This window comes from Pseudomonas sp. AOB-7 (assembly GCF_003696305.1).
Taxonomy (GTDB): Bacteria; Pseudomonadota; Gammaproteobacteria; order Pseudomonadales; family Pseudomonadaceae; genus Aquipseudomonas.
Genome location: NZ_RFFK01000001.1, coordinates 768052 through 788915 on the forward strand (window position 1 = coordinate 768052; position 20864 = coordinate 788915).

23 protein-coding genes are annotated in these 20864 nt (G+C 67.2%); 11 read left to right on the plus strand and 12 right to left on the minus strand.

Annotated features, from left to right (window positions below; all coding sequences use genetic code 11):
• Positions 1-27: 27 nt before the first annotated feature.
• The 9 genes from EA796_RS03705 to EA796_RS03745 form a co-directional block, all read right to left on the minus strand.
• Positions 28-246 carry a VF530 family DNA-binding protein gene (locus EA796_RS03705; RefSeq protein WP_021445059.1) on the minus strand — a complete coding sequence of 73 codons (219 nt, stop codon included), beginning with the start codon at positions 244-246 and terminating at the stop codon, positions 28-30.
• Between the two features lie 212 nt (positions 247-458).
• On the minus strand, positions 459-1943 hold the full coding sequence (gene putP, locus EA796_RS03710) for a sodium/proline symporter PutP (RefSeq protein ID WP_122107565.1): 1485 nt from the start codon (positions 1941-1943) through the stop codon (positions 459-461).
• Between the two features lie 464 nt (positions 1944-2407).
• Positions 2408-3532: a GNAT family N-acetyltransferase gene (locus EA796_RS03715; protein WP_122107566.1), complete on the minus strand. Its 1125-nt coding sequence runs from the start codon at positions 3530-3532 to the stop codon at positions 2408-2410.
• Between the two features lie 156 nt (positions 3533-3688).
• Complete coding sequence (locus tag EA796_RS03720) at positions 3689-5002, minus strand: OprO/OprP family phosphate-selective porin (protein WP_021444563.1); 1314 nt, start codon at positions 5000-5002, stop codon at positions 3689-3691.
• Between the two features lie 180 nt (positions 5003-5182).
• Entirely contained in the window at positions 5183-5515 is a 333-nt protein-coding gene (locus EA796_RS03725; protein WP_122107567.1) for a YnfA family protein, read from the minus strand.
• Positions 5516-5525: 10 nt separating this feature from the next.
• Positions 5526-5954: a hypothetical protein gene (locus EA796_RS03730; RefSeq protein WP_122107568.1), complete on the minus strand. Its 429-nt coding sequence runs from the start codon at positions 5952-5954 to the stop codon at positions 5526-5528.
• A 74-nt stretch (positions 5955-6028) separates the two neighbouring features.
• Positions 6029-7189 carry a CynX/NimT family MFS transporter gene (locus tag EA796_RS03735; RefSeq protein ID WP_122107569.1) on the minus strand — a complete coding sequence of 387 codons (1161 nt, stop codon included), beginning with the start codon at positions 7187-7189 and terminating at the stop codon, positions 6029-6031.
• 100 nt (positions 7190-7289) lie between these two features.
• On the minus strand, positions 7290-8102 hold the full coding sequence (locus EA796_RS03740) for an SDR family oxidoreductase (RefSeq protein WP_021443870.1): 813 nt from the start codon (positions 8100-8102) through the stop codon (positions 7290-7292).
• A gap of 107 nt (positions 8103-8209) precedes the next feature.
• Complete coding sequence (locus EA796_RS03745) at positions 8210-8578, minus strand: DUF2784 domain-containing protein (protein ID WP_122107679.1); 369 nt, start codon at positions 8576-8578, stop codon at positions 8210-8212.
• A 252-nt stretch (positions 8579-8830) separates the two neighbouring features.
• Between EA796_RS03745 and EA796_RS03750 the strand changes: the two genes are divergently transcribed.
• From EA796_RS03750 to EA796_RS03775, 6 genes are all read left to right on the plus strand, one after another.
• Positions 8831-9052 (plus strand): DUF2061 domain-containing protein, encoded by a 222-nt coding sequence (locus EA796_RS03750; protein ID WP_122107570.1) that lies wholly within the window; start codon positions 8831-8833, stop codon positions 9050-9052.
• A 63-nt stretch (positions 9053-9115) separates the two neighbouring features.
• Entirely contained in the window at positions 9116-9604 is a 489-nt protein-coding gene (locus EA796_RS03755; RefSeq protein ID WP_122107571.1) for a GNAT family N-acetyltransferase, read from the plus strand.
• A gap of 87 nt (positions 9605-9691) precedes the next feature.
• A complete protein-coding gene (locus EA796_RS03760; RefSeq protein ID WP_122107572.1) occupies positions 9692-10990 on the plus strand; it encodes a serine/threonine protein kinase in 1299 nt (432 codons plus the stop codon).
• On the plus strand, positions 10983-11750 hold the full coding sequence (locus EA796_RS03765; RefSeq protein ID WP_021443875.1) for a VacJ family lipoprotein: 768 nt from the start codon (positions 10983-10985) through the stop codon (positions 11748-11750). Before EA796_RS03760 ends, EA796_RS03765 begins: the two co-directional genes overlap by 8 nt.
• Before the next feature lie 91 nt (positions 11751-11841).
• On the plus strand, positions 11842-12285 hold the full coding sequence (locus tag EA796_RS03770; protein ID WP_122107573.1) for a MerR family DNA-binding protein: 444 nt from the start codon (positions 11842-11844) through the stop codon (positions 12283-12285).
• A 102-nt stretch (positions 12286-12387) separates the two neighbouring features.
• Entirely contained in the window at positions 12388-13242 is an 855-nt protein-coding gene (locus EA796_RS03775; RefSeq protein WP_122107680.1) for a pirin family protein, read from the plus strand.
• Positions 13243-13254: 12 nt separating this feature from the next.
• Here the strand turns inward: EA796_RS03775 and EA796_RS03780 are convergent, their stop codons facing one another.
• Both EA796_RS03780 and EA796_RS03785 read right to left on the minus strand, forming a co-directional pair.
• Complete coding sequence (locus tag EA796_RS03780) at positions 13255-14436, minus strand: patatin-like phospholipase family protein (protein WP_122107574.1); 1182 nt, start codon at positions 14434-14436, stop codon at positions 13255-13257.
• A 37-nt stretch (positions 14437-14473) separates the two neighbouring features.
• Complete coding sequence (locus tag EA796_RS03785) at positions 14474-15406, minus strand: lipid A biosynthesis lauroyl acyltransferase (protein ID WP_122107575.1); 933 nt, start codon at positions 15404-15406, stop codon at positions 14474-14476.
• 151 nt (positions 15407-15557) lie between these two features.
• On the opposite strand from EA796_RS03785, the gene minC reads away from it, so the two are divergent.
• The 4 genes from minC to EA796_RS03805 all read left to right on the plus strand — a co-directional run bounded on the left by minC (position 15558) and on the right by EA796_RS03805 (position 18236).
• On the plus strand, positions 15558-16283 hold the full coding sequence (minC, locus tag EA796_RS03790) for a septum site-determining protein MinC (protein WP_122107576.1): 726 nt from the start codon (positions 15558-15560) through the stop codon (positions 16281-16283).
• 101 nt (positions 16284-16384) lie between these two features.
• Positions 16385-17197, plus strand: a complete 813-nt coding sequence (gene minD, locus EA796_RS03795; protein WP_021443220.1) for a septum site-determining protein MinD — start codon at positions 16385-16387, stop codon at positions 17195-17197.
• Entirely contained in the window at positions 17198-17452 is a 255-nt protein-coding gene (gene minE / locus EA796_RS03800; protein ID WP_021443221.1) for a cell division topological specificity factor MinE, read from the plus strand.
• 148 nt (positions 17453-17600) lie between these two features.
• A complete protein-coding gene (locus EA796_RS03805) occupies positions 17601-18236 on the plus strand; it encodes an RluA family pseudouridine synthase (RefSeq protein ID WP_122107577.1) in 636 nt (211 codons plus the stop codon).
• 27 nt (positions 18237-18263) lie between these two features.
• Here the strand turns inward: EA796_RS03805 and EA796_RS03810 are convergent, their stop codons facing one another.
• Positions 18264-19817, minus strand: coding sequence for a sigma-54-dependent transcriptional regulator (locus EA796_RS03810; RefSeq protein ID WP_122107578.1), 1554 nt, complete (start codon positions 19815-19817; stop codon positions 18264-18266).
• A gap of 258 nt (positions 19818-20075) precedes the next feature.
• Here EA796_RS03810 and phhA point away from each other — a divergent pair, with 258 nt between their 5' ends.
• The gene (gene phhA / locus EA796_RS03815) at positions 20076-20861 is read left to right on the plus strand and encodes a phenylalanine 4-monooxygenase (protein WP_021443224.1); all 786 of its coding nucleotides are present in this window, start codon (positions 20076-20078) and stop codon (positions 20859-20861) included.
• Positions 20862-20864 lie beyond the last annotated feature (3 nt).

The following is a 20864-nucleotide window of genomic DNA, read 5'->3' on the forward strand; positions in this document are numbered from 1 at the left end:
CGCCCGCCTTGCCGACGCGGCTCGCGCCTAGGGGCGGTCTTGGAACTGTTGCAGATAGAGCGCCTCGACCTTGGCCCGCGCCCAAGGCGTCTTGCGCAGGAAGGCCAGGCTGGACTTGAGGCTCGGCTCGTGCTTGAAACAGCGGATATCGATATGCCGGGCCAGCCCCTCCCAACCGAGACGCTCCACCAGGGCACTGAGGATGGCCTGCAGGGTGAGGCCGTGGAGCGGGTCTTTCGCGGTCATGGGCAACCTGTACGGGATCGGGGAACGGGGGATGCCACCTTAGCCAAAGGCGGCCGACAACGAAAGCCGATCCGGTCCCGGGAAGCGGTGTGACTGCGGCCTCGCCGAGGCCCCCATGGGCGTATGAGACCGCGCCTACCGTTTCCTGCGCAGGCATAAAAAAGGCGGTGGTTGCCGAGGCAACCACCGCCTGTGTCGTCACTGCCAGGGGATCAGACCGACTGGTATTCCTTCTCCGCTTCGTCGAAACGCTGCAGCATCGCCTTGCTCGGGCCGTTGCCGATGCGGCTGAAGATCAGAATCGCCAGGGTGGCGAGGATGAAGCCCGGGATGATCTCGTACAGGCCCAGACCGATCCAGTTCTTCCACACGATCACCGTGGTGGCACCGACCAGCATGCCGGCCAGGGCGCCGTTACGGGTCATGCCTTTCCACACCAGGGAGAGGATCACCACCGGGCCGAAGGCGGCACCGAAGCCGGCCCAGGCGTAGGACACCAGGCCCAGGACGCGGTTTTCCGGGTTGGCGGCCAGCCAGATGGCGATCAGCGCCACCAGCAGCACCATGGCGCGGCCGACCCAGACCAGTTCGGTCTGCGAGGCGCCTTTGCGCAGGAAGGCCTTGTAGAAGTCCTCGGTCAGGGCGCTGGAGCACACCAGCAGCTGGCAGCTCAGGGTGCTCATCACCGCGGCGAGGATGGCGGACAGCAGGATGCCGGCAATCCAGGGGTTGAACAGCAGCTTGGACAGCTCGATGAACACCCGCTCCGGGTTCTCGGCGACCGGGCCGGCCAGTTCCGGGTGGGCGGCGAAGTAGGCGATGCCGAAGAAGCCGACGGCCACGGCACCGGCCAGGGTCAGGATCATCCAGGTCATGGAGATGCGGCGCGCGGCCGGAATGGCCTTCACCGACTCGGCGGCCATGAAGCGCGCCAGGATGTGCGGCTGGCCGAAGTAGCCCAGGCCCCAGGCCATCAGCGAGATCACGCCGACGAAGGTGGCGCCCTTGAGCATGTCGAAGTTGGTGGCGTCGTTCAGCTCGATGGCGGCGAAGGTCGCATCGGCGCCGCCGGTGGCGATCAGCACCACGATCGGGGTGAGGATCAGGGCGAAGATCATCAGCGTGGCCTGCACGGTGTCGGTCCAGCTCACCGCGAGGAAGCCGCCGATGAAGGTGTAGGCGATGGTAGCGGCGGCGCCGGCCCACAGTGCGGTCTCGTAGCTCATGCCGAAGGTGCTCTCGAACAGACGGGCACCGGCGACCACGCCGGAGGCGCAGTAGATGGTGAAGAACACCAGGATCACCACGGCGGAAAAGATGCGCAGGATGCGGCTGTTGTCTTCGAAGCGGTTGGTGAAGTAGTCCGGCAGGGTCAGGGCGTTGCCGTTGTGCTCGGTCTGCACGCGCAGACGGCCGGCGACGAACAGCCAGTTGAGGTAGGCACCGATGACCAGGCCGATGGCAATCCAGCTTTCCGAGATACCGGCGATGAAGATGGCGCCCGGCAGGCCCATCAGCAGCCAGCCGCTCATGTCGGAGGCACCGGCGGACAGCGCGGTAACGAAACTGCCGAGGCTGCGGCCGCCGAGGATGTAGTCGGAAAGGTTCTTGGTGCGCAGATAGGCGACCAGGCCGATCAGCACCATGGCTGCGATGTACACCACGAAGGTGACGAGCATTGGAGTACTAGCTGTCATTGGGGGGCTCCCCTCTCGTTTGTTGTTATCGGGCATCGGCGACCGCCCATGCCCTGAATGGCAAAACGCACCCGCTCGTGGCGAGTGCCGGGCTCCGCTCTCTGTCACTCGTCGCACCGGCGCATTGGCGGGCACAGGCAAGGGCAGAAACCGGCGCTGTGGGATCTCCACCGCATCGTCACTGCATCGGCAAGTGCCTGGGCACCCTCCCTGACCTCCCTGGCTGACGCCTGCGGCCACCGAATCGCGCCACCACCGTGCTGGCCGCTGTTATCGGTCTAGCTCAGCATCGCTGGTCTGACCAATGGGCGCGGCCGGAAAACGGTCGTGACGAAAAGTGAAGGGCGGAATTTAGTGGCAGAGCGGCGCGGGCTTCTTGCAAAAAGCTCTGGAGTTTTTACAGAAAGCTCCAGCCCGGGGAACTTCCGGCGAACGGCCGTTCGAGCCGGCCAGCGCTAACGCCCTCAGCCCTGGCGATAGGGCAGGTAGCGCCGCGCGTCCTCGGCGTAGGCCAGCACGCCGGGGCGTTCCTGGGCGAGGAAATCCGCCACCGCGGCGCGCAAGCCGGGATGGCAGAGGTAATGCCAGGAGCGAGTGATCACCGGCTCGAAACCGCGGATCAGCTTGTGCTCGCCCTGCGCGCCGGCATCGAAACGGGCCAGGCCCTGGTCGATGGCCAACTGCATGCCCTGGTAGAAGCAGGTCTCGAAATGCAGCCGGTCGAACTCGGCCAGGCAGCCCCAGTAGCGGCCGTAGAGCGAGCCGCCGCCGAGCAGGCTGAAGGCCATGGCCACCGGACGCGAGCGCTGGCGCGCCAGCACCACGCGGATGGCGTCGGGCATGCGTTCGGCCAGCAGGCTGAAGAAGGCGCGCGTCAGGTACGGCGCCTGGCCGCGCACCTGGTAAGTGTTGGCGTAGCACTGGTAAACGAAGTCCCAGTCCGCCTCGCTCAGCTCACCGCCCTGGCGCCAGTCGAAGTCGATGCCCTGCCCCGCCACCTGCTCGCGCTCCTTGCGCAGCTGCTTGCGCTTGCGCGAACTCAGCGCCTCGAGAAAGTCCTGGAAGTCGCGGTAGCCGCGGTTCGTCCAGTGGAACTGGCAGCCGAGGCGTTCCAGCCAGCCGGTGCGGCCCTGCAGCAGGGCGTCGCAGGCCGGTGCGGTGAAGTTGATGTGCAGGCTCGACAGGCCCTCTTCGGGCAGGCCCGCGGCCAGGGCGTCGAGCAGTTGCCCGGCGGCCTGCGGATCGCCGAGCAGGCGCGCGCCGCCGACCGGGGAGAAGGGCACCGCGCCGAGCAGCTTGGGGTAATAGCCGATGCCGGCGCGGCGGCAGGCGTCGGCCCAGGCGTGATCGAACACGTACTCGCCGTAGGAATGCTGCTTGAGGTAGGCCGGCATGGCGGCGCGCAGCGTGCCGCGCCGGTCCAGCCACAGCCGGTGCGCCGGCTGCCAGCCGCTGCGCCCGCCGACGCTGGCGCTGTCTTCCAGGGCACCGAGAAAGGCGTGACGCAGAAAGGGCTGGGCGTCGGGCAGCAGCGCGTCCCAGCTGGCTGGATCCAGGTCGGCAAGTCGGTGCAGGGTCATGATCGGCATGGGCGCAGTCTGGCCTGTGCCGTGGGCGAAAAAAAGCCCGGGCGCCATTTTTAACCTCGCCTGGCACCGGCCCGCCGGATGGCCGCCAGGGGTGGCGAGCAACAAAAAAGCCCCGCCATCAGGCGGGGCTCAAACAGGAGCAGAGTCGGCGTTGAATCAGAACGCGTACTGCATGCGCATCACGAAAGCGTCGCCGTCGTCGTCACCCACGTTGTTGGTGATCTTGTCGGTCTCGGCCTTGACGTAGTTGGCGGCTACCTTGACCACGTCGTTGACGTACCAGTTGACGCCTACGGTGTGCAGCTTGGCCTTGGTGTCGCCCACTTCGCGGGTGGCGGTGGCCACGGTGACGTTGTCGTCTTCGACCTTGATGTTGTCGTAGCGGTAGAAGACTTCCCAGGCGCCGAGCTGCTTGTTCTCCGGCTTGATGCTGTCGAACTTCGCGCCGTCGAGCTTGTAGCCGCGCGATTCGCCGGTCAGGGTGTAGGCCAGCTGAGCGTAGTAACCGTTGGCTTCGACGTCTTCAATACCGGCACGGTCGGCCTTCAGCTTGCGCGCCAGGTATTCGGCCTGAGCCGAGAACGGGCCCATGGCGTAGGCCAGTTCGGCACCCCAGGCCGCGTCGTTGTCGAAGTCGCCAGCCACGCCCTGGAAGCCGCCAAAGGTGGCGCGGTTGCCGTTGGTACCGGCGTCGTTGCCGCCGTTGGTGGACACGCCCCGCACGGTCAGACGCGGACGGATACGGCCGTCTGCGGCGACATCGTCGAGACCGCGGTTGGCGTAGTTCAGACCCAGGTGCAGGACATTGCCGGCCTCGGCCATCGGCGCGAACACGCCGCGCACGTTGAACTGTTTGACGCTCTCGCCGTCGGTGTCGTTGCTGTCCTTGGCGCTGACGCCACCGGACAGGAAGGCCATGTTGCCCAGAACCGAGCTGGCCTGCACGCCCATGCCGTTCTCGTGGCCGTTGACCCAGTCGGCGATTTCATAGATGGCGGAACGCTCGATGGCGGTGATCCACTTGGAGCTGGTGGCCTTCTCCAGACCGAAGTCCGGATCGAAGCGACCAAAGCGCAGGTTGACCGGGTTGAAGCCGGTGTAAGCAATCGACGCCTCGTCGAAGTAGCCGTCGTCGCTGTTGCCGGCGTTGTGGGCGAGGTCGTAGCTCAGCACATACTTCCAGTCCTTGTAGACGGTGCCACTGAGCTCCAGGAAGGCACGACGGAAGTAGGCGGCGTCGGCGTTGTTGCCGTTGCGGGTGTAGAAACCGTCGAAAGTGCCATAGTCGGCCTGCAAGCGGCCGCCGAGCTTGAAGCTGAACTCCTTGTCGGTAGTCGCTACTTCCAGGCCACCTTTGGTCTTGATCACGATATCGGCGCCGTCGGTGGTGACGGTGCCGGCGAAAGCCTGGGCGGAAACGGCCAGGGCCAGGGCGCTGGCTGCGAAACCGGCGAAGTGCTTACGGATCATCGAGAAATTCCCCTGTTGGACTTTTAGTGTTGAAAACACCCGAGCGCAGGGCTCGTTCGTGCTGGGGGGAATCTTGGCGAGGGGTTATTTCAGCTCAGTTGCCAATATATAAAGATTTCATGACAGCGGAACTTTTTTACTTCGATTCTCTATAAGCAGCGCAGCGCTCTGGCCCGCGGTTCAGGACGGCGCGAAGCGCGGCCCGAACAGGATGATGGCGGCGCCCGCCAGGCATAGCGCCGCGCCCAGCCAGTCGCTGGCCAGCGGCCGGGTCTTCTCGACCAGCGCCAGCCAGGCCAGCGAAGCGACTATATAGACCCCGCCGTAGGCGGCGTAGGCACGCCCGGCGAACGCCGCCTCGACCCGCGTCAGGATCAGCGCGAACAGCGCCAGGCTGAGCAGCCCGGGCACTATCCACCAGGCGCTGCGGTCGAGCCGCAGCCACATCCAGAAGGCGTAGCAGCCGGCGATCTCCAGCAGTGCGGCGAGCAGGAACCACAGGTAGTTGAGCACGTTCGCCTCCTCAGCCGCGCAGCATGCCTTCGCGTTCCCAGGCGCAACGCACGCGCAGGGCGCCCTCCTGGGGGCTGTGAAAGCCGCTGTCGGATTCCCAGCGGAAGGTGTGCACGCCATTGAGCTCGGTTTCCAGGTGCACCACCGCACTGGCCCAGTACAGGCGCTTGAGCAGCGCCTCGAAGGCCTCGATCCACAGGTTCCACTCGTACTCCACCGCGCCGTAGCTGGCGCCGAAGTGGATCACCTGGGTCTGGTACAGGCCGGCGCCGGGCTGCTCGCAGAAGGAGAACATCTCGCGGCCGAGGAAGGGCCAGAGGTCGCCGGCCGGCAGTTCGGCCAGCACGCCGTGGTTGGTTTCGCGGCGCAGGCGACGCAGCTCGGGGTCATCCGAGGGCCAGTCGCGGATGCAGCCATAGACGATGGATTCGGACTCCACACCGGCACTCCAGGAAAAACAGACCGCCTTCTAACACAGCCCCGGCGGGCAAGAAAGGAACTGGCGCGAATTCTTCACCGCTGGCGCCGCTGGCTGCGCCCGAGCAGCCAGGCGATCAGCGTCATCAGCAGGGCCAGGCCGGTGAGCGCGGCGAACGGCAGGCGGTAACTGCCGGACAGGTCGCGCGCCAGGCCGGTGAGTATCGGCGTCATGCAGGCCAGGCCGTAGCCGGTGAACAGCATCATCGCGGTCCAGCGGCTGACCGCCAGCGGCGAGCCGGCCTCGTACAGCGGCAGCACCAGCGACAGGGCGAAGGAGCCGCCGAGACCGAAGCCGATCAGCACCGCCCAGAGCTCGGGGACCACGCTCGGGGCAAAGCTGATCATCGCCAGGCTCAGGCTGCTCAGCACGCCGCAAGCCAGCAGCAGCGAGTAGCGGGCATCGAAGCGCTGCGCCAGCCAGGGCAGCAGGAAGGAGCTGGGCAAGCCCATCAGCATCGAGAGGCTGAGCAGCGAGTTGCTGCGCAGCAGGCTCAGCCCGGCCTCGTGGTAGCGCGCCACCACCCAGGTGGCCAGGGCATAGAACAGCCCGGCCTGCAGGGCGAAGAAACAGCTGATCAGCCAGGCGCGCGGCTGCCGCCAGGGCAGACCGCCCTCCGGCGCTTCGCCGGCGCCGAGCTGGTTGGGCAGGCACAGCCAGAGCAGCACGCCGAGCAGCGCCGGCAGCGCCCAGACCGCCAGGCCGAGGTGCCAGGCATCGCCGAACAGCGCGGTGGCCGGCGCGGTGAGCACCGCGCCGGCGGCGCCGCCGATGGCCATGCCGAGGGAATACCAGCCCACCACACGGCCCATCTGCCCGGCGAAATAGCGCTTGATGAAACCCGACAGCAGCGGCCCGGCCACCGCGATGGCGGCGCCGAGGGCGATGGCGCTGGCGATCAGCACCGCACTCTGGTGCGCCGCCAGACGCGCCAGCAGGGCCAGGGCGATCAGCGCCATGCACAGTACGATGGTGCGCTCCAGCCCCCAGCGCAGCGCCAGGCGCGGCGCCAGCGGGGCGAGCAGGCCCATGCACAGCACCGGCAGCGCGGTGGTCAGGCTGATGAAGCTGCGGCTCAGCGACAGCTCGGCGGCGATCCGCTCGATCAGCGGGGCGAGGGAGGTGATGCCGGGGCGCAGGTTGATCGCCGCCAGCACCAGGGCCACCAGCAGCAGGGCCCGAGGGACTGGTTTCACGGATTATCCAAGGTCAGAACGGCAGGCAGGCCGGATCGGCCACCCTACCCCCGCAGGCCCGCTCGGGCAAGCCTGCAGCGGCAATTAACTGACCTTTCGGTCAACCCGCCGGCTTGGCCTTGCCGCGCATCTTGTCGGCCATGTTGGCCATCTCGTCGTAGAGCGCCTGCGGGTTCTTCTGCTTGAGCGCCCAGGCCATGCGGCCCATCTCGTGCGGCAGGATCATGAAGCTGCCCTTGGCCAGCTCGGCGTGGATGTACTCGGCGATATCCGCCGCACTGATCGGCGAGCTTTCCAGCAGCTTGCCGACCTGCGCCTTCATCGCCGGGGTCGGACCGCGGAAGGAGTCCAGCAGGTTGGTCTGGAAGAACGACGGGCAAACCACGTGCACGCCGATCTCCTGCTGACGCAGCTCGATCAGCAGGCTTTCCGACAGCGCCACCACGCCGGCCTTGGCCACGTTGTAGTTGCTCATCGCCGGCCCCTGCATCAGCGCCGCCATCGAGGCGATGTTGACGATCTTGCCCTTGCTCTGCTCCAGCAACGGCAGGAAGGCCTTGCAGCCCTTGACCACGCCCATCAGGTTGATCGCGATCTGCCAGTCCCAGTCCTCCAGCGACAGCTCGCTGAAGAAGCCGCCGGACGCCACCCCGGCGTTGTTGACGATGATGTCGATGCCGCCGAACTGCTCTTCGCAGGCCTGCGCCAACGCGGTCAGCTGGCTGTAGTCGCGCACGTCGCAGCGGCGGGTGAAACCGTCGCCGCCGGCCTCGCGCACCAGCTTGAGGGTCTCGGCCAGGCCGGCCTCGTTGACGTCGGCCAGGGCCAGACGCCAGCCATCGCGCGCCCAGCGCAGGGCGATCTCGCGCCCCAGGCCGGAACCGGCGCCAGTAATCATCATGCGGTTTTGCATAGCGGGCCTGCCTTTTCAATGTCCGGTTGGAATGGCTGGCAGTGTAGCGAAGGAAATAGTGCCGCCTGCCCTTCATCAGGCTTATGAATAGGCAGGGCAAATCGGCGCTACGGCCTGCGTCTCCAGCGCCACAGCAGCCAGCCGTACACCGCGCCGTTGACCAGCAGCACCAGTGCGCCGAGCCACAGCTGGATCTGCGGCGTCAGTCCGGCCGGGTAGATCAGCGGGATCAGGTAGTGTTCGACGAAGCCGCCGTCGTAACCGGCCTGCCCCGCCGCGCGGCGCAACTGGTTCTCCCAGGGCGTCAGCGGGCACAGCAGGTGGCACAACTCCACCACCGCGCCCCAGGCCACTGCCGGCAGGTGCAGCCAGACCAGGCGCGGCCAACGCAGCAGCAACAGGCCGCCGCCCAGCACGAAGAGGATAAAGGCCAGGTGCAGCAGCACCAGCGCATCGGCGGCCAGGCGCAGCAGCATCAGTTCACCACCCGCGGCGGCGGCGCCGTGGTGGAGCCAGGGCGATCGCGGACCGGCATGCAACAACCTCCTGTCAATGGCGCGCGCCTCTTTGGCAGGGCGCGGCGCCGCGAGACAAATAGAGCAAAACCCTCAATAACATCCCGCTCATGCACTTCGACTATCGAAGCCATGCACAGCCCGCATTTCCCCCGGCTGCACAGGGGGACTAGCCTTGCTCTCGACGCGAAACGATTCTCATCGAGGTGCAGCATGCTCAAGACCCTGACCTTCACCATCATGCACTTCTGCATCGCCTTCGGCGTGGCCTACGCGCTGACCGGCAGCGTCGCGGTCAGCGGCCTGGTGGCGGCGGTCGAGCCGCTGTGCAACTCGGTGGGCTTCTACTTCCACGAGAAGTTCTGGGCGCACCTGGAGGCGAAGAAGCGCGAGTCGGCCATTCCCAGGCATGCCTGGCTGCATCACCACGTCTGATCGGCGACTTGCCAGAGCCCTGGGCACCCGCGGCATACTCGGCAGCATCCACAAGGAGCCGCCATGTCCAAGCTGAGCCTGCGCCCCGCGCAACCCGCCGATATTTCGCTGATTCTCGACTTCATCCAGGAACTGGCCGAGTACGAACGGCTCAGCCACCAGGTGGTCGCCGATCCGCTGCAGATGACCGAACACCTGTTCGGCCCGCGCCCCTTCGCCGAAGTGCTGATCGGCGAGGTGGACGGCGAGGCCGCCGGCTTCGCCCTGTTCTTCCACAACTACTCCACCTTCCTCGGCCGTCCCGGACTGTATCTGGAAGACCTCTACGTGCGTCCCGCCGCCCGCGGCGCCGGCCTCGGCAAGGCGCTGCTGGCCGAGCTGGCACGCCTGGCGGTGAGTCGCGGCTGCGGCCGCCTGGAGTGGTCGGTGCTGGACTGGAACACGCCGGCCATCGGCTTCTACGAAGGCCTGGGAGCCACGCCGCAGGACGACTGGACCGTCTACCGGCTGACCGGCGAGGCGCTGGACGCGCTGGCCGGACAGCCTCGATAAACGGCGGTTCTGGCACTTTGCCCCAGCTATTGCTGTCATAAGCGGGCTGTTCAATCGAGACGTTCTCTTCCTAAAAGGGACTTGCACATGCCCAGCCTTGCCCGACTCGCCGCCCTGCTCGGCGGCCTGGTCTTCTGTGCGTCCGCCGCAGCGGCGGACGTGGACGCCGAAAGCTACGGCTTTCCGCTGGCCAACCCGTTCGAGGCGACCATCGCCACCACCCCGCCGCAGCTGCGCCCGGCGTTGCCCGCCGACGACGCCATCGACCAGCGCGACTACGCCGTGCGCATCCGTCCGGATCGCGAGTTCGAGCTGCTGAAGAACTTCTGGCCGGTGACCAAGCTGCAGTACCGCCTGGCCCAGCAGAAGGGCCGTGCGCCGCTGATCTTCATCATCGCCGGCACCGGTGCGCACTATTCCAGCGGCACCCCGGAATACCTGAAGAAGCTGTTCTACGGCGCCGGCTTCCATGTGGTGCAGCTGTCGTCGCCGACCAGCTACGACTTCATGGCCGCCGCCTCGCGCTTCGCCACCCCGGGCTACACCCCGGACGATGCCGACGACCTGTACCGCGCCATGCAGGCGGTGCGCGCCCAGCACCCCAAGCTCGAGGTCAGCGAGTTCCACCTCACCGGCTACAGCCTCGGCGGCCTGCACGCCGCCTTCGTCAGCCAGCTCGACGAAACCCGCCGCGCCTTCGACTTCAAGCGCGTGCTGCTGCTCAACCCGCCGGTCAACCTCTACACCTCGATCACCAACCTCGACCGCCTGGTGCAGACCCAGGTCGAGGGTATCGACAACAGCACCAACTTCTACGACCTGGTGCTCGGCAAGCTGACCCGCTACTTCAACGAGAAGGGTTACCTGGATATCAACGAGGCCATGCTCTACGACTTCCAGCAGTCCAAGGAGAAGCTCTCCGACGAGCAGATGGCCATGCTCATCGGCACGGTATTCCGCTTCGCCGCCGCCGACATAGTGTTCAGCTCGGACCTGCTCAACCGCCGCGGCCTGATCACCCCGCAGGGCTATCGCATCAGCGAGGGCACCAGCCTCACCCCCTTCTTCCAGCTGGCGCTGCGCTGCGACTTCGACTGCTACATCGCCGAACAGCTGGTGCCGATGTGGCGCGCCCGCTACGACGGCGGCAGCCTCAACCAGCTGATCGATGCGGCCAGCCTCTATGCGCTGGAGGACTACCTCAAGGGCAGCGACAAGGTGGCGGTGATGCACAACGCCGACGACCTGATCCTCGGCCCCGGCGACATTGGCTTCCTGCGCCGCGCCTTCGGCGAGCGCCTGACCCTGTACCCGCGCGGCGGGCACTGCGGCAACCTCAACTACCGCGTCAACAGCGACGCCATGCTGGAGTTCTTCCGTGGCTAAGCACTGGATTCTGATCGCCCTGCTGTTGGGCAGCGGGCCGGCCTTGGCCGAACACCACGCCGACCCCGACGGCTTCACCAACCCGCTGCAGCACCTGCGTTTCAACCCGGGGCTGGATCAGCAGGAGTTCGAACGCGCCTCCAACGACGCCCTGCAGGTGTACGACCCGCTGGAGTCGTGGAACCGCCGCGTCTACCACTTCAACTACCGCTTCGATCAGTGGGTGTTCCTGCCGCTGGTGGACGGCTACCGCTACGTCACCCCGAACCTGGTGGAAAGCGGCATCCACAACTTCTTCAGCAACCTCGGCGAAGTGCCGACCCTGGCCAACAGCCTGCTGCAGCTCAAGGGCCAGCGGGCGATGAACAGCACCGCGCGGCTGCTGTTCAACACCATCCTCGGCATCGGCGGCATCTGGGACCCGGCCAGCCGGATGGGCCTGCCCCGGCTGCGCGAAGACTTCGGCCAGACCCTCGGCCACTACGGCATGCCGGCCGGCCCCTACCTGATGCTGCCGCTGCTCGGCCCCTCCAACCTGCGCGACACCGGCGGGCTGGTGGCGGACTACAGCCTGGAAAGCGCGGTCAACTACCTCGACGTGGCCGACGCCAGCAGCCGCAACCCCGGCATCACGGCGCTGCGCGCGGTGGACGAGCGGGCGCACACCAGCTTCCGCTACGGCCAGCTCAACTCGCCGTTCGAGTACGAGAAGCTGCGCTACTTCTATCACGAGTCGCGCAAGCTGAAGATTGCCGAATGACAGGCCGCCGAGCAGCGGGATAAACCCGTTGACCGCGGGGCCGCCCCGCGGTTTTAAGCTGACGGCCTCTCGCCAGCAGAAGGAGTGCAGCATGCGCGTCGCCCAACTGGCCAAGGCCGCCGCCGTCAGCGGCGATACCGTGCGCCACTACACCGACCTCGGCCTGCTCAAACCGCGGCGCGATCCGCACAACGGCTACCAGCTTTACGCCACCGAGGACCTCAAGCGCCTGCGCTTTATCGCCCGCGCTCGCCGCCTGGGCTTCAGCCTCAAGGACGTGCAGGCCATCCTCGCCCGCGCCGACAGCGGCGCCGAGCCCTGCGCCGAGGTGCGCGAACTGCTCGGCGAGCGCCTGCACGCGCTCGAGGCGCATATCGCCGAATGCCAGCGCCTGGCCGGGGTGATGCAGCGCGCCCTCGCCGACTGGGCCGCGCGGCCGCAATGCGCGGCCGACGGCCAGGCCATCTGCCAGCTGATCGAGGATTTCGAACTGCCCGGCGAAAGCCGCCCGGCCAGCCCCTGCCCCGCCCACTGAAACATCGAACAGATCGATCAATAGCCCGCAAAACTTGCGCTATTTGATCGACAAGATCGGCGTAGCATGATCTCCATCGCCTCGACCGACGGAGTCCACACCATGATCCAAGCCCGCCGCATCCTCAGCATCCAACCCGGCCAGCCGGCCTCGGACGGCGCCGGCGTGCGCCTCAACCGGGTGATCGGTGGCCCCGGCCTGGAGCGCTTCGATCCCTTCCTGATGCTCGACGAGTTCTCCAGCAGCGACCCGGACGACTACATCGCCGGCTTCCCGCCGCACCCGCACCGCGGCTTCGAGACCATCACCTATATGCTCGAAGGACGCATGCGCCATGAGGACCACCTGGGCAACGTCGGCCTGCTCGGCACGGGCGGCGTGCAGTGGATGACCGCCGCGCGCGGCATCGTCCACAGCGAGATGCCCGAACAGGAGTCCGGCGCCATGCGCGGTTTCCAGCTGTGGCTCAACCTGCCGGCCAGGGACAAACTGGGCGACCCCGGCTACCGCGATATTCCGGCCGAGGAGATTCCGCGCCTGACCACGGCAGGCGGCGTCGAGGTGGTGGTGATCGCCGGCCAGTTCGACGACGGCCAGCTCCGCCAGGCCGGCGCCGTGCAGCGCCCGCACACCCAGCCGCAGCTGTTCGACCTGCGCCTGCCGCCCGGCAGCCGGATCGCCCCGCGCCTGGCCGACGGCCAGCGGGTGATGCTGTACGTCTACGAAGGCTTGCTCGAACTGCCCGAGGCCAGCGCGCAACCCGTCAGCGCCGGACGCCTGGTGCGGCTGTCCGACGCGGGTGAATTGCATCTGGCCAGCGCCCGGGGCGCACGGGTGCTGCTGATCGCCGGCACGCCGCTGCACGAGCCCATCGTGCAGTACGGCCCGTTCGTGATGAACAGCCGCGAGGAGATCGAGCAGGCCCTGCGCGATTTCCGCGACGGCGTGCTGGCCTGATCCGGCGCAGTGTCAGGCCGGCTGCGCCACCTCGGCCAGACCGAGAAAGGCGCACAGGTCGGCCTTGCGCGCCATGGCGTCCTGGTAGCCCAGCTCGATCAGCTCGCTGCAGTAGCCGGGCTCGAACAACAGGTAGCTGAGCACCCCGGCGCCGCCCGCCTTGGTCGCCCCCGGCCCGCGCAGGAACAGGCGCAGCGCCCGCGGCAGCTCGCGCTGGTGGCGCGCGGCGATCTGATCCAGCGGCCGGCTCGGGGCGATCACCAGCACGTCCACCGGGTTTAGGCCAAGGCCGCGCGGGCGATGCTCCGTCGGCACCAGGCCGCTCAACTGGTTGAGCCGGTCGAGCAGCTCGATATCGCTTTCCAGGCTGTCGATAAAGGTGCTGTTGAGCAGATGGCCGCCGATCTGCGCCAGGCTCGGCGGGCGATTGCTGAGCGGGCGCGGCGCCGGCTGGCTGGGCTCGAGCTGGGCGTTGCCGCTGACCCCGATCACCAGCACGCGACTGGCGCCCAGGTGCAGCGCCGGGCTGATCGGCGCCGACTGGCGCACCGCGCCGTCGCCGAAATACTCGCGGTTGATCTTCACCGGCGGGAAGAGCAGCGGGATCGAGGCGCTGGCCAGCAGGTGTTCCAGCTGCAGGCGGGTCGGCACGCCGACGCGGCGGTGGCGGAACCAGGGGTCGATGGTGGCGCGGCCCTGGTAGAAGGTCACCGCCTGGCCGCTCTCGTAGCCGAAGGCGGTCACCGCCACGGCGCGCAGCTGGCGATGGCGCACCGCCGCGGCGATGCCGGAGAAATCCAGCTCGCGCGCCAGCAGCTCGCGCAGCGGCGAGCTGTCGAGCAGCGCCACCGGCACCTCGCGACCCAGGCCGAGCAGGCTGTGGCCGACGAAGCGCGCCGCCTGGCGCAGCACCCCCGGCCAGTCGCTGCGGTACACCATATGGGTGTGAAAACCCTGCCACACCGCGGTCAGGCGTCGCACCGCCTCGCTGAAATGCAGCGCCCCGCAGGCCAGGCCGACCGCGTTCACCGCGCCGGCCGAGGTGCCGACTATCACCGGAAAGGGGTTGTGCGCGGCATCCGGCAGCAGGTCGGCGATGGCCGCCAGCACGCCGACCTGATAGGCCGCCCGCGCCCCGCCGCCGGAGAGGATCAGCCCGGTGACAGGCTCGTGGGGGCGGGCAATGACGGTCATCGGGGCAGATCCTGGGGTTTATTCGAGTATAGGCGAGCTACTTGCGCTTCCCGTACAGCCTGGCCTCGCCCTCGGGGCGGGTCTTGAAGCGCCGGTGCGCCCACAGGTACTGCTCGGGGCAGGCGCTGACCACCTGCTCGATCCACTGGTTGATGCGCAGGCAGTCGGCCTCCTCGCTGTCGCCGGGGAAGTCCGCCAGCGGCGGGTGGATGACCAGGCGGTAGCCGCTGCCGTCGGCCAGGCGCTGCTGGGTGAAGGGAATCACCCGCGCCTTGCCCAGGCGGGCGAACTTGCTGGTGGCGGTGACGGTGGCCGCGGGGATGCCGAACAGCGGCACGAAGATGCTCTGCTTGCGCCCGTAGTCCTGGTCCGGCGCGTACCAGATGGCGCGGCCGGCGCGCAGCACCTTGAGCATGGCGCGGATGTCCTCACGCTCGATGGCGCTGGCGTCGGGGTTGTGCCGCTCGCGGCCACGGCGCTGGATGAAGTCGAACAGCGGATTCTTGTGCTCGCGGTACATGCCGTCGATGGTGTGGCGCTGGCCGAGCAGCGCGGCGCCTATCTCCAGGGTGGTGAAGTGCACGGCCATCAGGATCGCCCCCTGGCCTTCGGCCTGCGCCTGCTTGAGGTGCTCCAGCCCCTCGATGTGCGCCAGCGGCGCCAGGCGCGCCTTGGGCCACCACCAGCTCATGGCCATCTCGAAGAAGGCGATGCCGGTGGAGGCGAAGTTCTCCTTGAGCAGGCGTTCGCGCTCGGCCGCGCTCAGCTGCGGGAAGCACAGCTCCAGGTTGCGCGCGGCGATGCGCCGGCGCGAGCCGGCCGTGCGGTACATCAGCCAGCCCAGCGCGCGCCCGAGCCTCAGCAGCAGCGCATAGGGCAACTGCACCACCAGCCACAGCAGACCTAGGCCGAGCCACAGCGGCCAGAAGCGCGGATGAAGGAAATAGGCGCGAAAGCGTGGGCGATCCATGAAAGGTTTCCGAGCACGAGCAAAGCCGCGCATTCTAACGCAGTTTTCCCGCCGACTCGGAAGCCAGGGTGTCGGCGGCTTGCGGCTTGCAGCTCGAGTCGCTATAAGTCCGGGCAACTTTCCGACTCGCCACAAGGCCCATCGCCCTCCCATGAGCCAAGCCGATCTCCTCGCCCAAGACCCCGTGTTCCAGCTCAAGGGCAGCATGCTCGCCATCACCGTGATGGAGCTGGCGCACAACGACCTGGCCCGCCTCGACGCGCAGCTCGCGGAAAAGGTCGCCCAGGCCCCGGCCTTCTTCAGCAACACCCCGCTGGTGCTGGCCTTGGACAAACTGCCGGACGGCGAAGGCGAACTGGACCTGGCCGAGCTGATGGCCCTGTGCCGCCACCACGGCCTGCGCACCCTGGCCATCCGCGCCAGCCGCGAGGCCGATATCGCCGCCGCCGAGGCCATGGACCTGCCGGTGCTGCCGCCCTCCGGCGCGCGCGAACGACCGCTCGACCCGGCACCGAAGAAGGTCGAGAAGCCGGCCGAACCCGAACACAAGCCGAGCAAGATCATCACCAGCCCGGTGCGCGGCGGCCAGCAGGTCTACGCCCAGGGCGGTGACCTGATCGTCCTGGCCCCGGTCAGCGCCGGGGCGGAACTTCTCGCTGACGGCAACATCCACGTTTACGCGCCCATGCGCGGCCGCGCCCTGGCCGGCGTCAAGGGCAACGGCAAGGCACGGATTTTCTGTCAGCAAATGGGCGCCGAAATGCTGTCGATCGCCGGTCATTACAAGGTCGCCGAAGACCTGCGCCGCGACCCGCTGTGGGGCGATGCGGTGCATGTCAGCCTGTCGGGTGACGTGTTGAACATCACCCGCCTTTAACGGATACTGCGGCCAATTTTCAGGGACACAAAAAGGCATCCGGAAGCCCAATAACAGCCTACGGATTCCCGCTTTTTCTTCATTTCTTGGGGTGAATCACCTTGGCCAAAATCCTCGTAGTTACTTCCGGCAAGGGTGGTGTCGGTAAAACCACCACCAGCGCCGCCATCGGTACCGGCCTCGCCCTGCGCGGGCACAAGACCGTCATCGTCGACTTCGACGTCGGCCTGCGTAACCTCGACCTGATCATGGGCTGCGAACGCCGCGTGGTGTACGACTTCGTCAACGTGGTCAACGGCGAAGCCACCCTGACCCAGGCGCTGATCAAGGACAAGCGCATCGAGAACCTGTTCGTGCTGGCTGCCAGCCAGACCCGCGACAAGGACGCGCTGACCCAGGAAGGCGTGGAGAAGGTGATCGGCGAACTGTCGCAGAACTTCGACTACGTGGTCTGCGACTCGCCGGCCGGCATCGAGAAGGGCGCGCACCTGGCCATGTACTTCGCCGACGAGGCGATCGTCGTGACCAACCCGGAAGTCTCCTCGGTACGCGACTCCGACCGCATGCTCGGCCTGCTGGCGAGCAAGTCGCGCCGCGCCGAGAAGGGCGAGGAGCCGATCCGGGAACACCTGCTGCTGACCCGCTACAACCCCGAGCGCGTGACCAAGGGCGAGATGCTCGGCGTCGAGGACGTCGAGGAAATCCTCGCCATCCGTCTGCTCGGCGTGATTCCCGAGTCGCAGGCGGTACTCAAGGCCTCCAACCAGGGCGTGCCGGTGATCCTCGACGAGCAGAGCGACGCCGGCCAGGCGTACAGCGACGCGGTCGAACGCCTGCTCGGCAAGGAAGTGCCGCATCGCTTCCTCGACGTGCAGAAGAAAGGACTCATGCAACGCTTATTCGGAGCTCGCTAAATGAATATTTTCGACTTCTTTCGCGAACGCAAAAAGGAAACCCCGGCGTCGATCGCGAAAGAGCGTCTGCAAATCATCGTCGCCCACGAACGCGGCCAGCGCAGCCAGCCGGACTACCTGCCGGCGCTGCAGCAAGAACTGGTCGAAGTGATCCGCAAGTACGTCAATATCGACTCGGATCAGGTCCAGGTCGCCCTGGAGAACCAGGGCAGTTGCTCGATCCTGGAGCTCAACATCACCCTGCCGGATCGCTGATAGCTACCGGCCCGGTTCACGGCGGCTTCGGCCGCCGTGTTCGTTTATAGTCCCAGGCACCTGTAGGCACGAGCTCTGCTCGCGAACGCCGGTAGCCAGCAGACTTCGCGAGCAGAGCTCGCTCCTACAAGACCGCTGCGAACGCCCCATGCCCCTTAGCCAGATCGAAATACTCCACCAGGACGCCGCCCTGCTGGTGATCAACAAGCCCACCCTGCTGCTCTCGGTGCCCGGCCGCGCCGATGACAACAAGGACTGCCTGGTCACCCGCCTGCAGGACAACGGCTACCCCGAGGCGCGCATCGTCCACCGCCTGGACTGGGAAACCTCCGGCATCATCGTGCTGGCCCGCGACGCCGACAGCCACCGCGAGCTGTCGCGCCAGTTCCACGACCGCGAGACCGAGAAGGCCTACACCGCGCTGTGCTGGGGCCAGCTCGAGGGCGATAGCGGCAGCATCGACCTGCCGCTGCGCTACGACCCGCCGAGCAAGCCGCGCCACGTGGTCGACCATGAGCTGGGCAAGCACGCCCTGACCCACTGGCGCGTGCTCGAGCGCTGCGGCGACTGGTGCCGGGTCGAGCTCACCCCCATCACCGGCCGCTCGCACCAGCTGCGCGTGCATATGCTGTCCATCGGCCATCCGCTGCTGGGCGACCGCCTCTATGCCCACGAACAGGCCCTGGCCGCCCATCAGCGCCTGTGCCTGCATGCCAGCATGCTGAGCCTGACCCACCCGCAGAGCGGCGCGCGGATGCGCTTCGAGTGCCCGGCGCCGTTCTGATCCCCCGCCCGGTGAGCGCGGCCTAGCCTATTCCTTGCCCACCCCATGCTGACGCAGCTTGTTGGCGATGGTGGTGTGCGACACGCCGAGGCGCTTGCCCAACTGGCGGCTGCTCGGATGATCGTGGTACAGCCGCTCCAGCACCGCCTTTTCGAAGCGCCCAAGGATGTCGTCGAGGCTGCCTTCCACCGAGAACTCGCCCAGGGGCTGCGGCGCGCCGTAGTCCGGCAGGCGGATGTGCTCGGCCTTGACCGTGCCACCGTCGCACAGCGACACCGCCTGGAACAGCACGTTCTCCAGCTGACGCACGTTGCCCGGCCAATGGTAGTGAGCCAGCTTGTCCAGCACCGCCGGCGCCAGCTTGGGCAGCGCGCAGCCGATCTGCCGGCTGGCCTGGTCGAGGAAGTGCTCCACCAGCGGCGTCAGGCCGTCGAGGCATTCGCGCAGCGGCGGGATATGCAGGCTGAGCACGTTGAGGCGGTGATAGAGGTCCTGGCGAAACTCGCCGTGGGCGCACAGCTCGGACAGGTCGACCTGGGTGGCGCAGATCACCCGCACGTCCAGATAGACCTCTTCGTCGCTGCCGACGCGGCGGAAGCAGCCGTCCTGCAGAAAGCGCAGCAGCTTGGCCTGCAGGCGCGGGCTCATCTCGCCGACGCCGTCGAGAAACAGCGTGCCGCCGGCGGTCAGCTCCAGCAGGCCGAGCTTGCCTTCCGGGCGCGCCCCCTCGAAGGCGCCGGGGCCGTAGCCGAACAGCTCGGTCTCGGCCATGGACTCCGGCAGCCCGGCGCAGTTGAGCGCCATAAAGGGCGACTGGCCGCGCGGGCTGGCCAGGTGGCAGGCACGGGCCAAGAGCTCCTTGCCGGTGCCGGTCTCGCCCTCGATCAGCAGCGGCGCGTCCAGCGGCGCCATGCGCCGCGCCTCCTTGACCACCGCGGCCATCACCTTCGAGCTCTGGAAGATGCTGTCGAAGCCGCGCAGCTCCTGCTTGCGCACGTGGTAGATGCGCTCGCCGACCCGGTCGGCGCGGTGCAGGGTCAGCACCGCGCCGGCCAGCGCCTCGCTGTCGTCGTGCTCGTTCTGCAGCGGGGCGATATCGGCGAGGAACACGTCGCCCTTGATCTTCACCCGCAGGCCGTTGATCCGCGCCTTGTTGGCGCGCACCAGCTCGGGCAGGTCGAAGTCCTCGGCGTAGCGCGACAACGCCATGCCCGGTACCTCGTCGACGCGCACGCCGAGCAGCTGGGCGGCGCTGCGGTTGGCCGCCACTATGCTGCCGGCCATGTCGATCGACAGCACCGGAAAATCCAGCGCGCCGAGCAGCGCATTGAGCTCCAGGTGGCGCCGTTCGCTGGGCATCAGGCCGACGCGCTTGACGCCGAACACCCCGGGGATGGCCTCGAATTTGGGCCGCAGCGACTGGAACTGCAGGTTGATCAGGTTCGGGCAGTGCAGGTAGATGGCGTTGCCCTGCTCGCCGCCGACCTCGCCACGGGCGACGTTGATGCCGTAGTCGACCAGCAGGTTGAGGATGTCGCGCAGGATGCCGACGCGGTTCTGGCAGTGGACTTTGATACGCATAGCAAGGCTCGGATCAGGCTGGTTATGGGCCGCCCCGGGAGAAAATCGACGCGGGCGGCGTAATTTTCGTCAAGAATATGTGACAGCCTAGCGCAGCGACAAGGCGATATCCGGCCATTTCGCCGAAGCCGTAATCCATTCTTTACGGGTTAACCCGTTCCACTGCCGCCCATCCCCCTGCCCGCCCCTGCCCCTGTCCACGCACTCGGGTTACTTCTTTGTCCAAGACAAGAACAACAGCCCCCGCAGGAGGCATCGATGAAAGGCACGCAGTACCTGGCCCGGGAACCGGACGACAGCGGTTTTATCCACTACCCCGACGCCGAGCACCAGGTGTGGAACACCCTGATCACCCGCCAGTTGAAGGTGATCGAAGGCCGCGCCTGCCAGGAATACCTGGACGGCATCGAACAGCTCGGCCTGCCGCTGGAGCGCATCCCACAGCTCGGCGAGATCAACCGGGTGCTCGAGGCCAGCACCGGCTGGCGCGTGGCGCGGGTGCCGGCGCTGATCCCGTTCCAGACCTTCTTCGAGCTGCTGGCCAGCAAGCAGTTTCCGGTGGCCACCTTTATCCGCACCCCGGAAGAATTGGACTACCTGCAGGAGCCGGACATCTTCCACGAGATCTTCGGCCACTGCCCGCTGCTGACCAACCCCTGGTTCGCCGAATTCACCCACACCTACGGCAAGCTCGGCCTGCAGGCGAGCAAGGAAGAGCGCGTGTACCTGGCGCGGCTGTACTGGCTGACCATCGAGTTCGGCCTGGTCGACACCCCGGCCGGCCGGCGCATCTACGGCGGCGGCATCCTCTCCTCGCCGAAGGAGACCCTCTACGCCCTGTCCGACGTGCCCGAGCACCAGGCCTTCGACCCGCTGGAGGCGATGCGCACGCCCTACCGCATCGACATCCTGCAGCCGCTGTATTTCGTCCTGCCCGAGCTCAAGCGCCTGTTCGAGCTGGCCCACCAGGACATCATGGCGCTGGTGCACCAGGCCATGCGGATGGGCCTGCACGCGCCGAAGTTTCCGCCCAAGGCGGCCTAACCA

Coding starts and splice junctions, on each gene's coding strand:
- EA796_RS03705 (WP_021445059.1), bottom strand. CDS start 246: ATGACCGCGAAAGACCCGCTCCACGGCCTCACCCTGCAGGCCATCCTC.
- putP (WP_122107565.1), bottom strand. CDS start 1,943: ATGACAGCTAGTACTCCAATGCTCGTCACCTTCGTGGTGTACATCGCA.
- EA796_RS03715 (WP_122107566.1), bottom strand. CDS start 3,532: ATGCCGATCATGACCCTGCACCGACTTGCCGACCTGGATCCAGCCAGC.
- EA796_RS03720 (WP_021444563.1), bottom strand. CDS start 5,002: ATGATCCGTAAGCACTTCGCCGGTTTCGCAGCCAGCGCCCTGGCCCTG.
- EA796_RS03740 (WP_021443870.1), bottom strand. CDS start 8,102: ATGCAAAACCGCATGATGATTACTGGCGCCGGTTCCGGCCTGGGGCGC.
- EA796_RS03745 (WP_122107679.1), bottom strand. CDS start 8,578: ATGCTGCTGCGCCTGGCCGCCGATGCGCTGGTGCTGCTGCACCTGGCC.
- EA796_RS03750 (WP_122107570.1), top strand. CDS start 8,831: ATGCTCAAGACCCTGACCTTCACCATCATGCACTTCTGCATCGCCTTC.
- EA796_RS03755 (WP_122107571.1), top strand. CDS start 9,116: ATGTCCAAGCTGAGCCTGCGCCCCGCGCAACCCGCCGATATTTCGCTG.
- EA796_RS03760 (WP_122107572.1), top strand. CDS start 9,692: ATGCCCAGCCTTGCCCGACTCGCCGCCCTGCTCGGCGGCCTGGTCTTC.
- EA796_RS03770 (WP_122107573.1), top strand. CDS start 11,842: ATGCGCGTCGCCCAACTGGCCAAGGCCGCCGCCGTCAGCGGCGATACC.
- EA796_RS03775 (WP_122107680.1), top strand. CDS start 12,388: ATGATCCAAGCCCGCCGCATCCTCAGCATCCAACCCGGCCAGCCGGCC.
- EA796_RS03780 (WP_122107574.1), bottom strand. CDS start 14,436: ATGACCGTCATTGCCCGCCCCCACGAGCCTGTCACCGGGCTGATCCTC.
- EA796_RS03785 (WP_122107575.1), bottom strand. CDS start 15,406: ATGGATCGCCCACGCTTTCGCGCCTATTTCCTTCATCCGCGCTTCTGG.
- minC (WP_122107576.1), top strand. CDS start 15,558: ATGAGCCAAGCCGATCTCCTCGCCCAAGACCCCGTGTTCCAGCTCAAG.
- minE (WP_021443221.1), top strand. CDS start 17,198: ATGAATATTTTCGACTTCTTTCGCGAACGCAAAAAGGAAACCCCGGCG.
- EA796_RS03805 (WP_122107577.1), top strand. CDS start 17,601: ATGCCCCTTAGCCAGATCGAAATACTCCACCAGGACGCCGCCCTGCTG.
- EA796_RS03810 (WP_122107578.1), bottom strand. CDS start 19,817: ATGCGTATCAAAGTCCACTGCCAGAACCGCGTCGGCATCCTGCGCGAC.
- phhA (WP_021443224.1), top strand. CDS start 20,076: ATGAAAGGCACGCAGTACCTGGCCCGGGAACCGGACGACAGCGGTTTT.